The 11,980-nt window shown below is 71.5% G+C and carries 9 protein-coding genes, 1 pseudogene and 1 riboswitch; of the genes and pseudogenes, 1 reads left to right on the top strand and 9 read right to left on the bottom strand.

The window, feature by feature from the left end:
- From cobN to trxB, 3 genes are all read right to left on the bottom strand, one after another.
- The coding region (cobN, locus tag A612_RS01980; protein ID WP_019372936.1) for a cobaltochelatase subunit CobN at positions 1-3,200 on the bottom strand (3,200 nt) is incomplete at its 3' end.
- Between the two features lie 18 nt (positions 3,201-3,218).
- Entirely contained in the window at positions 3,219-4,319 is a 1,101-nt protein-coding gene (gene cobW, locus A612_RS01975) for a cobalamin biosynthesis protein CobW (RefSeq protein ID WP_019372935.1), read from the bottom strand.
- Positions 4,320-4,439: 120 nt separating this feature from the next.
- Positions 4,440-4,650, bottom strand: a riboswitch (cobalamin riboswitch).
- Positions 4,651-4,690: 40 nt separating this feature from the next.
- On the bottom strand, positions 4,691-5,653 hold the full coding sequence (gene trxB / locus A612_RS01970; RefSeq protein WP_019372934.1) for a thioredoxin-disulfide reductase: 963 nt from the start codon (positions 5,651-5,653) through the stop codon (positions 4,691-4,693).
- Between the two features lie 172 nt (positions 5,654-5,825).
- Here trxB and A612_RS17770 point away from each other — a divergent pair.
- Positions 5,826-6,374 (top strand): annotated as a pseudogene (locus A612_RS17770) (DNA translocase FtsK 4TM domain-containing protein); the annotation flags it as partial.
- On the opposite strand, the gene A612_RS01965 reads toward A612_RS17770, so the two are convergent.
- From A612_RS01965 to A612_RS01940, 6 genes are all read right to left on the bottom strand, one after another.
- Positions 6,340-7,494, bottom strand: a complete 1,155-nt coding sequence (locus A612_RS01965) for a GTP-binding protein (protein ID WP_019372933.1) — start codon at positions 7,492-7,494, stop codon at positions 6,340-6,342. The pseudogene A612_RS17770 and the gene A612_RS01965 overlap by 35 nt on opposite strands.
- On the bottom strand, positions 7,494-8,426 hold the full coding sequence (cysD, locus tag A612_RS01960; RefSeq protein WP_019372932.1) for a sulfate adenylyltransferase subunit CysD: 933 nt from the start codon (positions 8,424-8,426) through the stop codon (positions 7,494-7,496). The genes A612_RS01965 and cysD overlap by 1 nt, the downstream gene beginning before the upstream one ends.
- Before the next feature lie 67 nt (positions 8,427-8,493).
- Positions 8,494-9,117: a phosphoadenosine phosphosulfate reductase domain-containing protein gene (locus A612_RS01955; RefSeq protein ID WP_019372931.1), complete on the bottom strand. Its 624-nt coding sequence runs from the start codon at positions 9,115-9,117 to the stop codon at positions 8,494-8,496.
- Positions 9,114-9,509, bottom strand: a complete 396-nt coding sequence (locus tag A612_RS01950) for a DUF934 domain-containing protein (RefSeq protein WP_019372930.1) — start codon at positions 9,507-9,509, stop codon at positions 9,114-9,116. The genes A612_RS01955 and A612_RS01950 overlap by 4 nt, the downstream gene beginning before the upstream one ends.
- A 22-nt stretch (positions 9,510-9,531) precedes the next feature.
- Positions 9,532-11,328: a nitrite/sulfite reductase gene (locus tag A612_RS01945; RefSeq protein WP_019372929.1), complete on the bottom strand. Its 1,797-nt coding sequence runs from the start codon at positions 11,326-11,328 to the stop codon at positions 9,532-9,534.
- A gap of 145 nt (positions 11,329-11,473) precedes the next feature.
- Positions 11,474-11,980, bottom strand: a 507-nt coding sequence (locus A612_RS01940) for an FAD-dependent oxidoreductase (protein ID WP_040435638.1), incomplete at its 5' end; no start/stop codon positions are given.

Below are 11,980 nucleotides of genomic sequence, written 5' to 3'. Positions count from 1 at the left end.
TGCTGGCTGCCGGCGAGCCAGGCGCCGGCCAGGTCGGCGTCGCTGTCCCACTGGCCGCTGCGCATGAGCAGCTCCAGGCCCGTGCCGTAGTGGCCCGGGCGGCTGCCGAACACGCGCCAGCCGGCGCGCCGGCGCGCTTCTTCCGGCGCCAGTCCGCGCGCTGCCAGCTGCGCGGCGTCGTGCAGGATGCGCGCCCGGATCGGGTTTTCCTCGTCGTCCTCACCGTCCAGCTCGGCGACCGCCTGCACGGCCGCGTCGAACAGCTGCACGGTGGCGGGGAAGGCATCGCGAAACAGCCCCGAGATGCGCAGCGTGACGTCCACGCGCGGGCGGTGCAGCCCCACGCGCGGGACGACCTCGAAATCCACCACGCGCTGGCTGCCCGGCGCCCAGCGAGGGCGCACGCCGATCAGCGCCAGCGCCTGGGCGATGTCGTCGCCGCCGGTGCGCATGGTGGCCGTGCCCCAGACCGACAGGCCGATGCTGCGCGGGTATTCGCCGTGTTCCTGCAGGTGGCGCTCGATCAGCTGCCGGGCGGCGCGCTCGCCCAGCTCCCAGGCAGTGCGCGTGGGGATGGCGCGCGTGTCCACGGTATAGAAGTTGCGCCCGGTGGGCAACACGTCCGGGCGCCCGCGCGAGGGCGAGCCGCTCGGCCCGGCCGGCACGAAGCGCCCGCGCAGCGCGCGGCTGAACTGCCGCAGCTCCTCTGGCCCACAGGCGTCCAGGCGCGGCTCCAGCACCTGCGCCACGCGCTCCAGTGCGGCCCGCGTGCGCGGCCAGTGCGCGGGGCAGGGCCGGCCGTCGAGCAGGGCGAGAGCCAGCAGCTCCAGTCGCTCGCGCGTGTCGCCGTGGTGGCGCCAGGGGGCATCGACGATGTCCTGCAACGCCTCGGGCCGCGGCCCCTCCCACGGCCTGGCCGCATCGTGCGAGAAGGGGTCGAAGTCCGCGTGCACCAGATCGGCCGCGAGTGCGGCGATCAGGCCCTCGGCGCCGTCCGCGCTGGCGTAGCGCGCCAGGGCCAGCAGCGTGTCGCGCCGCTGCGCGCCCGTGGGCGAGCGGCCGAAGACGTGCAGGCCGTCGCGGATCTGCGTTTCCTTGAGCTCGCACAGGTAGGCGTCGATGCGTTCGAGCACCGCGTCGTCCTGCCCCTGCGCCAGGGCGTCCTCCAGCCCCAGCTCGCCCGCCAGCTGCTGCTGGCGCACCAGCGACAGGATCTGCCGGCGCAGCAGGTCGGCGCGGCGCGTATCCACCAGCAGGGCTTCGTAGAACTCGTCGACCAGGCGCTCCAGCTCCTGCAGCGGGCCGTGGTTCTCGGCGCGCGTGAGAGGCGGCATCAGGTGGTCGAGGATGACCGCCTGGCTGCGGCGCTTGGCCTGCGCGCCCTCGCCGGGGTCGTTGACGATGAAGGGATACAGGTGCGGCAGCGGCCCGAGGATGGCATCCGGCCAGCAACCCGAGGACAGCGCCAGGCTCTTGCCCGGCAGCCACTCCAGGTTGCCGTGCTTGCCCACATGCACCACGGCATCGACGGCGAAGACGTCGCGCAGCCAGAAATAGAAGGCCAGGTAGTGGTGCGGCGGAACCAGGTCGGCGTCGTGGTAGCTCGCCCAGTCGGTGTCGCCGTCCAGCGTGCGTGCCGGCTGGATGCCGATGAAGACCTTGCCCAGCCGCAGCCCGGCGATCATGAAGCGGCCCTGGCGCAGCGCCGGGTCGGCCTCCGGCGGGCCCCAGCGGGTGGTGATGGCCTCGGCCATGCCGGCAGGAAGGCAGGCCAGCCGGGTCAGGTAGTCGCCCAGCGCGTAGCTCTGCCATGCCGGGCGCAGCGGCCACAGCGCAGGGTCGTTGGCGATGCCCTCGGTCAGGCGGCGCATCAGCGCATCGCCATCGGCGGGGAGGGGCTCGGTGCTGCCCAGGTCATGGCCCTCGGATTGCAGCAACCGCAGCAGCTCGATCACCGAGGCCGGCGTGTCCAGGCCGACGCCGCTGCCGATGCGCCCTTCGCTGCCCGGGTAGTTGGCCAGCACCAGCGCCAGACGCTTGTCCTCGGGAGCCAGCTGGCGCAGGCGGCACCAGCGCCGGGCGAGCTCGGCCACAAAGTCGATTCGGTCGGGCTCGCTGCGGTAGCGCACCAGGTCCACCTGCGTGTGCGGGCAGCGTTCGGTGCCGCTCTTGAAGCTGATGGCGCGGGTGACGATGCGCCCGTCCATCTCCGGCAGCACCACCTGCATGGCGATGTCGCGGGGCCGCAAGCCCTGGTGATCCCGCAGCCAGCCCTCGCGGTCGGTGCCGCTGACGATCACCTGCAGCACCGGCGCATCGCCCGCCAGTTCGGTGTCGCCGGCCGCGGCGCCGCCCTGCCCGAGTGCGGCGAAGGCGGTGGTGTTGAGCACCAGCTGCACCCCGTGCGTCTGGCACAGCTCGCGCAGCGTCGCCAGGCACAGCGGGTCCTTGAGCGAATCGAGCGCCAGCGGCAGGGGGTTGAGGCCGCGCGCGTGCAGGGCGAGCGCCAGATCGTCAAAGACGGCAGTGTTGGCCGCCAGCAGGTGCGAGCGGTAGAACACCAGCAGCACCACCGGGGCGTCCGGGTGCCAGGCCGCCTGCAGCGCGGCCAGCGCGTCGTCCCCCGGGGCCATCCATTCGCCCGGTGCGTGCAGCGCCACCTGCGGCAACGGCCGCGGGGGCGGCGGCGCGCTGCCATGGCCCAGACCGTGGAAAGCGGCAGCCTGCAGGAAGGCCAGCGCGTTGCCGCTGCCGCCGGCGCGCAGGTAGCGCCACAGCAGCCGGCCGATGTCGGGGGGCAGCGTGCCGCGCGCAAGCAGCTCGGGGTCTTCCGTCAGGTCGCCGGAGAACAGCGTCAGCGCCTGCCGGTGGCGGCGCGCCAGCGCGGCGAGCTGCTGGATGCCGTAGGGCCAGGTGGATTCCGAACCGAGGTGATCGACGACCACCACGCGCGCGTGCTGCAGCACCTCGTCGGCGTAGCGGTCGAAGGAGGCATTGCCGCGCAGGTGCAGCAGGTTCGCCAGGCGCAGCGAGGGAAAGGCCGGGTCCGAGCGCGCCAGCTCGGCGCGCGCGGCTGCCAGCAGCGCGAGCGTGGTGTCGGCGCTGCTCAGGACCACCACATCGGCCGGCGTCTGCTCCAGGCAGATGACGGCCGTGTCGTCCTCGACGAAGCCGCCCGGGCGGGTGCTCAGCAGGTGCATGCGTGCCGCCGCACCGGCTCAGGCAGCAACCGGGGCCGCGGGCGCCAATGCTTCCAGGGCCGTGCGCACCGCGGCCTCGTCCATGCCCTGGCCGATGAACACCAGGCGCGTGCCGCGCTCTTCCCCCGCGCCCCAGGGCCGGTCGAAATGGTGCGTGAAGCGCGTGCCCACGCCCTGCACCAACAGGCGCATCGGCTTGCCCGGGACCGCGACGAAGCCCTTGACGCGCAGGACCGGCTGCTGGGCGACCAGCTGCTCCAGGGCCGCGAGCAGGGGCTCGCGCTCGAGCGGCGGCAGGTCCACGCTGAAGGAGTCGAACTCGTCGTGCTCGTGGTCCTCGCCGTGGTCGTGGTGGCTGGGGCGCTGGTCGATGGTGGTCTCGGCCGCGCGCTGCAGCCCCAGCAGCACCGACAGCGGCACGCGGCCCTCGGTGGCGTGCACCAGCTTGACCTCAGGCGGGAGTTCGGCGCGCACCATGGCCTCGACCCGTGCCAGGGCCGCGCCGTCGACCTGGTCGCACTTGTTGAGCACCACCAGGTCGGCCGCGCCCAGCTGGTCTTCGAACAGTTCGTGCAGCGGCGACTCGTGGTCCAGGTTCGGATCGGCGCGGCGCTGGGCGTCCACCGCCTCCGGGTGGGCGGCGAACTGGCCTGCCGCCGCGGCGGGCGTGTCCACCACCGTGACCACTGCGTCCACGGTGAAGGCGTTGGCGATCTCCGGCCACTGGAAGGCCTGCACCAGCGGCTTGGGCAGCGCCAGGCCGCTGGTTTCGATCAGGATGGCGTCGATCTCGTCGCGCCGCGCCGCCAGCTGCTGCATGACCGGGAAAAATTCCTCCTGCACGGTGCAGCACATGCAGCCGTTGGCGAGTTCGTAGAGTTGGCCGTCCTGCTCGTTGCCGTCGGCATCGCAGCCGATGCCGCAGGCCTTGAGGATGTCGCCGTCGATGCCCAGTTCGCCGAACTCGTTGACGATGACGGCGATGCGCCGACCCTCGGCGTTGGCCAGGACATGGCGCAGCAAGGTGGTCTTGCCGCTGCCGAGGAAGCCGGTGATGACGGTGGCGGGAATCTTGCCGGTGCGCTGGGCGGCGCCGGCGGTGTCGGGTTCGGTGTGCATGGCAACCCCTCGTTGCGGTGTGCGAAGACTGGGTCAGGCACATGCCGATGGGGACGCCGTGCAGGCACGCGGGCGGCCCGAGGCGCCGTCCGGGTGGCCCGGCCCCTTCCCCGAAGCCTGTACCCACGTGTGCTTCGGGCCGGTCTTCTGGCTTGCCCTCTTCCTTGGCCGCGCCTTCCCGCACCAGCGGGTGGTGCAGTGGCTGGGGGCGGCTTCGTCAGGCCTACAGCAGCGGGGGCTGCGCCGGACTGGCCCCTTCGCGCGAAGGGGCGCCACCGGCTTCCCGTTTCACCGGCGCACTCGCGCCGGCACCCGAAACACCGGGGAGTATAGGCGGGCGGGCGCCAGGCAGGGCGGCGCCCGGCGCGGCTTCATTCCTGCTGTTCGAGGAAGCGCTGGGCGTCCAGCGCCGCCATGCAGCCGGTACCGGCGCTGGTGATGGCCTGGCGGTAGGTGTAGTCCTGCACGTCGCCGGCGGCGAACACGCCGGGCACGCTGGTCTGGGTGGCGAAGCCCTTGTGGCCGCCCTGGGTCACGATGTAGCCACCCTCCATCTCCAGCTGGCCCTGGAACATCTCGGTGTTGGGCGCATGGCCGATGGCGATGAAGCAGCCCTTGAGGGCAATGTCCTCGGTCTGGCTCTCGTCCTGCGTGCTGCGGATGCGGATGCCGGTGACGCCGGAGTCGTCGCCCAGCACCTCGTCGAGCGTGAAGTGGGTCTTCAGCTCGATCTTGCCGGCAGCCACCTTCTCCATCAGCTTGTCCACCAGGATGGGCTCGGCGCGGAACCGGTCGCGGCGGTGCACCAAGGTCACCTTGCGGGCGATGTTCGACAGATACAGCGCCTCCTCGATGGCGGTGTTGCCGCCCCCGATCACGCACACGTCCTCGCCGCGGTAGAAGAAGCCGTCGCAGGTCGCGCAGGCCGAGACGCCGCGGCCCATGAAGGCCGCCTCGGAGGGCAGGCCCAGGTACTTGGCGGAGGCGCCGGTGGCGATGATCAGCGAATCGCAGGTGTAGTTGCCGCTGTCGCCCTTGAGCGTGAAGGGCCGCCGGGACAGGTCGACCTCGTTGATGTGGTCGAAGACGATCTGCGTCTTGAAACGCTCGGCGTGCTCCAGGAAGCGTTGCATCAGGTCAGGGCCCTGCACGCCGTTCGGGTCGGCGGGCCAGTTGTCCACATCGGTGGTGGTCATGAGCTGGCCGCCCTGGGCCAGGCCGGTGATGAGCAGGGGCTGCAGGTTGGCGCGCGCGGCGTAGACGGCGGCGGTGTAGCCCGCGGGGCCGGAGCCGAGGATCAGGACCTTGGCGTGTTGGGTGGGTGTCGTGGTCATCGTCGGAGCGAAGCGGGGAAGGGTGGGCGTCGGTCGGGGCCGCGCGCAGCGCAGCTGGCGGGCGCGGCGCTCGCCGCGCTCACCGCGTGGCAGGCCGGCCCCGGGTCGATCGGCCATTGTAGGGAGGCGGCGGTCCGGCGGGGCGTGCGTTAAGCTTCGCCCTCTTCACGGTATGACGTATTCCCTCAATACCCTCAACGCCTCCGCGCCGGCCAGGGGGGGCGCACGAAGCGGCGTCGTGCGCTTCGGTCACGAGCTTTTGCTGCTCGCCGGCCTGGCGCTGCTGGCGGTCTGGCTGCTGGCCCTGCTCAGCTACGCGCCCACGGATGCCGCGTGGTCCACGTCCGGCACGCCCGATGCCGCGGCGACCCACAACTGGTTTGGCCGGGTGGGGGCCTGGGTGGCGGACGTGAGCTATTTCACGCTCGGCTTCAGCGTGTGGTGGGCGGTGGCCGCCGCGCTGCGCGCATGGCTGGGCTCGCTCGGGCGCTGGCTGCGCGGCGGCGCTGCAACCGAAGGGCCGTGGCGCCGCCGTGGCCTGTTCTGGCCCGGGCTGGCGGTCCTGCTGTGCGCCAGCTCGGCGCTGGAGTGGGCGCGCCTGTACCGGCTGGAAGAGCTGCTGCCCGGGCACGCGGGCGGCATGCTGGGCTTTGCCGTCGGCCCGCTGGCGGTCAAGTGGCTGGGCTTCACGGGTTCGGGCCTGGTGGGCGTGGCGCTGGTGGTGCTGGCCATGGGCCTGGTCTTCGGGTTCTCCTGGGGGCGCCTGGCCGAGGCGCTGGGTTCGCGGATCGACGCGGTGGTGCTGGCGATCGGGGGGCTGCTGGAGAGGGCGCGCGATGTGGCTGCCAGTCGCCGCGCGAGACATCGACCTCGCGGTCCAGCACCACGCCGGCACTGGCGCCTGCCGCCACGCCGCAGGGGTGCCGCACGTGGTCGAACACCTGGGCGACCACTGCGCGCTGTCCGCCGGGAAAGACTTGGACCTGCTGCCCCGCGGTGAAGGTGCCGCAGGCCACGCGGCCCCAGAACACGCGCCGGCCCTGGTGGGTGTGGGCGGCGTCGGAGAATTTTTCCACCCACTGCACGGGCAGGGCGGGCGGCAGGGCGACGTCCGGTGCGGTGCGCGGCAGCCGCTCCAGCAGCTGCAGCAGCGCAGGCCCCTGGTAGCCACACCAGCCGGCCGACGGCGCGGCGACGTTGTGGCCCTGCAAGGCCGAGATCGGCACGATGGCCGCCACCTCGATGCCGGCCTGCGCGGCAAAGCCCTCCAGCGCCGCGCGGATGCGGGCAAAGGCGAGGGCCGGCTCGTCCACGGCGTCGAGCTTGTTCACGGCGAAGACCAGCGACTGCACGCGCAGCAGGTGCACGAGCAGGCTGTGGCGGCGGGTCTGCGGCAGGAGGACCGGCGCGCCCGCGCGCCAGTCGAGCTTGGTGGCGTCGACCAGCACGATGGCGGCGTCCGCCTGGGAGGCGGCGGTCACCATGTTGCGCGTGTACTGCTCGTGGCCCGGCGCGTCGCCGATGATGAACTTGCGCTCGGGGGTCGCGAAGTAGCGCCAGGCCACGTCGATGGTGATCCCCTGCTCGCGCTCGGCCGCCAGGCCGTCGGTCAGGCGTGCCAGGTCGGCTGCGCCGGCCTGGGTGACGCCGGCGAGCTGGTCCTGCAGCACGGCACGGCTGTCCACGAGCAAGCGGCCGATCAGGGTGCTCTTGCCGTCGTCCACGCTGCCGCAGGTGATGAAGCGCAGCGCGGGGTGGTGCGCCGCACCGGTGTGGGCGTCCCCTGCCGGTGTCGGCGTGGAGGCCTGGGTGTCGATGGGTTCGAGGGTGGCAGTCGTCATCAGAAATAACCTTCCCGTTTGCGTTTTTCCATGGAGACTTCGCTGGTCTGGTCGTCCATGCGTGTGGCGCCGCGCTCGCTTACCTCGGTGGCGAGGGTTTCCTGGACGATCTGGGCGGCGCTGGCGGCGCGGCTTTCCACCGGGCAGGTGCAGGTGATGTCGCCCAGGGTGCGAAAGCGCACGTGGCGCACCTGCGGCTGCTCGCCCTCGCGTGGCGGCGTGAGCGGCGTGACCGGCACCAGCAGTCCGCGGCGCTCGACCACTTCGCGCGGGTGGCTGTAGTAGAGCGATGGAAGGTCCATGCCTTCGCGCTCGATGTACTGCCACACGTCCAGCTCGGTCCAGTTGCTGATCGGAAAGACACGGAAGTGTTCGCCCGGCGCCAAGCGGGTGTTGAACAGCTGCCACAGCTCGGGCCGCTGCGCCTTCGGCGCCCACTGGCCGAAGGCGTCGCGGTGCGAGAAGATGCGTTCCTTGGCACGCGCTTTCTCCTCGTCGCGGCGCGCACCGCCGATGAGTGCGTCGAAGCGGTGTTCTTCGATGGCTTCCAGCAGCGTGACCGACTGGTGGGCGTTGCGCGGCTCGTCGGGCCGGGCGAGCCGCACCGTGCCGCGAGCGATCGAGTCCTCGACGCTGCGCACGATCAGCTGGGCGCCCAGCTCGGCGGCGCGCCGGTCGCGGAACTGCGTGACTTCCGGGTAGTTGTGGCCGGTGTCGATCATCAACAGCGGAAAGGGCAGGCGGCCGGCGCCGAAGGCCTTCTCCGCGCAGCGCAGCATGACCAGCGAGTCCTTGCCGCCGGAAAACAGCAGGGCGGGGCGCTCGAAGGCGGCGGCGACTTCGCGCAGGATGAAGACGGTCTCTTCCTCCAGCGCGTCCAGATGGCGGTTGCTCAGGCGGCTCAGCAGGTGCGGATCGACACGGGCGTTCATGTTGGGGTTCCAGTCGGGTGGGTTGCCGCGCAGGCGGGGCGGGCGCCGGGCGGCGGTGGTTTCTCTGTCAATGGGCCAGGTGCAGGCCGCACTCGCGCTGTGCCTCGCCCTTGGTCGGGTCCACGTAGTCGAAGTTGTTGGGCAGGCCATGGACTTCGCAGTACTGGTACAGGTCGCGAGGTGTCCAGTGCAGCAGCGGCGCGACCTTCAGCAGGCCGTCGGGGTTGAGGCTCACCGGCTCCATCTGCGCGCGCACGGCGCTGTCGGTGGCGCGCAAGGCGGTGAACCAGACCTTCGGCGCGGTCTCGCGCAGCGCGCGGGCGAAGGGTTCCAGCTTGACCTCTGCGGTGAAGGCGGCGTGGCGCGGGTCGTCCAGCGCAGGCACCGGCCCATCGACCGCTTCGCGGTGCGCGCGCGAGCGCCGAGGCAGGTAGATGCGCAGGTCGAGCTGCAACAGCCGGGCCACCTCGTCGGCGTAGCGGTAGGTGGCCTCGGTGTTGTAGCCACTGTCCATCCAGACGACCGGCACCTGGGGCGCCACCTGCGTGACCAGGTGCAGGAGCACCGCCTCGAAGGGCCGGAAATTGGTGGTGACGATCGCCGGCTGGCGCAAGGCCAGTGCCCAGCGCACCAGGGCCGGCGCGTCGCGGCCCAGCTCGGCGTTGACCCGCGCCAGCTCGGCGGCGTTCATGCCACCTCCCGCGCGAAAAGGGGCCGCGGCTCGTGCACGTCGCCCTGGTAGAAGGCGGCATAGCGGCTGAACTGGCGCTCGGCGGCCGCCGGGTCCACGCCTTCGGCGAGCAGGGCGCTACTGAAGCCGCTGCGGTGCATGTGCACCAGCTGGTCGATCAGCACGTCGCCGGTCGCCCGAATGTCGCCCGTGAAGCGCCAGCGCCGGCGCAGCAGCAGCGCCTGTGTGTAGGCCCGGCCGTCGGTGAAGCTGGGAAACTGCAGCTCGATGCGCCCGATGCCTTCGAGCGCGCCCGAGCGTACCAGCTCGGCCAGGTCGGCGTCGTTGGCGATCTGCAGGGTGGGGATGGCGTCGTCGCCGGGGGGCAGGGCGTCGGCAGTGAGGATCTTCATGGGGTCAGCGAAAAAAAAGGGGTCAGTCCTGCTCGGCCAGCGCCTGCTCGTCCACCTTGGGGTGGCGGGCGGCGTTGGCGGCGGCCTTGAAGGGGTCGTGGCCAATGCGCCGCAGCGCGTCGATGAACAGCTCGCCGGGCTTGCGCAATTCGCGGAAGACGTCCAGCACGGCCTCAATGACATCCGGGACCTCGGCCGCGTTGAAGGCGGGGCCGACCACCTTGCCGCCGATGGCCGGACCGGACAGTTGCGAGCCGTCCGAGCCGCCGAGCGTGATCTGGTACCACTCCTTGCCGTCCTTGTCGACGCCCAGGATGCCGATGTGGCCGCTGTGGTGGTGGCCGCAGGAGTTGATGCAGCCGCTCATGTGCAGGTCGATGGGGCCGAGGTCGAACAGCTCGTCCAGATCCTGGTAGCGCTCCGTGATGGCGGCCGCGATGTGCAGCGAGCGCGCATTGGCGAGCGAGCAGAAGTCGCCGCCCGGGCAGGCGATCATGTCGGTGAGCAGCCCGATATTGGGCTGCGCCAGACCCAGCTTGCGCGCGGCCTCGTAGAGCGCGGGCAGGTCGCTTTGGTGTACCCAGGGCAGCAGCAGGTTCTGCTCGTGCGTCAGGCGCGCCTCGGCGGCCGAGAAGGTCTCGGCCAGCTGCGCCAGCGCGTCCAGCGTGTCGGCGTCGGCGTCGCCGGGCGCAAAGCCCGGGCGCTTGAACGACAGGGTGACGGTGGCCAGGCCGGGCAGCCGGTGTCCGCGCACGTTCTGCTGCAGCCAGCGCCGGTAGAGCTGGCCGTCGGGGTCCACGCGCGACGGGAGGCCGGCCGCCTTCAGCTCGGGGATGACGAAGTGGCTGGCCACGCGATCGAGCTCCGCCTGGGTGATGGTGTGCGGGGCGCCGTCCTGCTCGACGATGGCCCTGAATTCCTCTTCCACCGCGTCGATGAAGCCCTGACCCTCGGCCTTGACCAGGATCTTGATGCGTGCCTTCCACTTGTTGTCGCGCCGGCCGTAGCTGTTGTAGGTGCGGACGATGGCCTCGATGTAGTTCAGCAGCTGCGGCCACGGCAGGAATTCACGCACCACGGTGCCGACGATGGGTGTGCGCCCCATGCCGCCGCCGACCTTGACGGCAAAGCCCGCGCTGCCATCGTCCCCCCGCACGGCCTGCAGGCCGATGTCGTACCAGCCGATGGCGGCGCGGTCTTCCCGTGCACCGTTGAAGGCGATCTTGAACTTGCGCGGCAGGTAGGAAAATTCCGGATGCAGCGAGCTCCACTGGCGCGTGATCTCGGCGAAGGGGCGCGTGTCCAGGATGCCGTCCTCGGCAATGCCCTCCCAGGCGTCGCAGGTGATGTTGCGGATCGCATTGCCGCTGGTCTGGATGGCGTGCATGTCGACGCTGGCCAGCAGGTCCATCACGTCGGCGGCGCGCGACAGCGGGATCCAGTTGAACTGGCAGTTGGTGCGCGTGGTGAAGTGGCCGTAGCCGTACTTGAGCGGCTTGGCCGGCAGCGTCTGGCCGGGCTGGGACGCTTGCAGCGCGTCCTGCGTGGCCTGTGCGCGGGCCAGCAGCTCGGGATCGGGGCGGTCGTACTCGCGCGCGATGTGCGCGAGCATCCGCAGCTGGCGGCTGCTGATCTCGCCATAGGGCACGGCGATGCGCGCCATCGGCGCATAGCGCTGGATGTACCAGCCGTTTTGCAGGCGCAGAGGCAGGAGTTGCTCGTCGGTCAGCTCGCCCCGCTCCCAGCGCTCGAGCTGGTCGCGAAATTGCTGGGCACGCAGCCGGACGAACTGGCGGTCGAATTCGGTGTACTGGTACATGGCACTCCAAGACGTTCTCTGGCGTGCCGGTGGCCCTTCTTCGGATCCCCTTCCATGCACGCGACGGGTGCACTGTAGGAGGCTGCGTTATGAAAGCAAACTAATATTTATTGCTTCATATATGCAAAAAACTGCATAAAGAAGTTCAAGGCAGGGCGAGACGCTCGGCCATGAGGGCGCGGGCGAGACGCGCCTCCACCGGCAGAGGCTCGTCGTGCAGGCGCGCGGCGAGCAGCTCGCCGCACAGCAGTGCCAGGGTCAGGCCGCGCGCGCCCATGGCGGTGCTCACCCAGAGGCCCGGCTGGGCCCTTGGCTCGACCGGTCCGACCAGCGGCAGGCGGTCGGGCGCCGCGCAGCGCACCGCCGCCCAGGTGCGCACCGCGCCTGCCGCGCCTCCACTGCGCCGCAAGCAGGGCGCAAGGGCGGCGCCGAGCGCCGGTGCGAGCGCGCACAGGCGCCCGAGGTTGGCATCCAGGCCCTGGCGCGCCTCGGCCGGGGTGGGCGGCAGCTCGGTGCGTCCACGCTCGAAGGTGGCGCCCAGCACCCACGCCGCGCCCTCCGGCAGCGGCACCCGGGGCACGAGGTTGCCGTGGCCGTTGAGTGGCTGGCCAGGCCAGGGGGCGGACGCCGCGCAGCTGCCGAGGGCCGCGTG

The sequence above is a fragment of the Melaminivora alkalimesophila genome, assembly GCF_000282995.1.
Lineage (GTDB): Bacteria > Pseudomonadota > Gammaproteobacteria > Burkholderiales > Burkholderiaceae_C > Melaminivora > Melaminivora alkalimesophila.
The sequence above is the reverse complement of the archived record's forward strand: the minus strand, read 5'-3'. Positions and strand labels throughout refer to the sequence as shown.

Excerpts from the sequence above, each read along its gene's own strand:
- cobW (WP_019372935.1), bottom strand. The coding sequence starts at position 4,319 with ATGCACACCGAACCCGACACCGCCGGCGCCGCCCAGCGCACCGGCAAG.
- trxB (WP_019372934.1), bottom strand. The coding sequence starts at position 5,653 with ATGACCACGACACCCACCCAACACGCCAAGGTCCTGATCCTCGGCTCC.
- A612_RS01965 (WP_019372933.1), bottom strand. The coding sequence starts at position 7,494 with ATGACGACTGCCACCCTCGAACCCATCGACACCCAGGCCTCCACGCCG.
- cysD (WP_019372932.1), bottom strand. The coding sequence starts at position 8,426 with ATGAACGCCCGTGTCGATCCGCACCTGCTGAGCCGCCTGAGCAACCGC.
- A612_RS01955 (WP_019372931.1), bottom strand. The coding sequence starts at position 9,117 with ATGAACGCCGCCGAGCTGGCGCGGGTCAACGCCGAGCTGGGCCGCGAC.
- A612_RS01950 (WP_019372930.1), bottom strand. The coding sequence starts at position 9,509 with ATGAAGATCCTCACTGCCGACGCCCTGCCCCCCGGCGACGACGCCATC.
- A612_RS01945 (WP_019372929.1), bottom strand. The coding sequence starts at position 11,328 with ATGTACCAGTACACCGAATTCGACCGCCAGTTCGTCCGGCTGCGTGCC.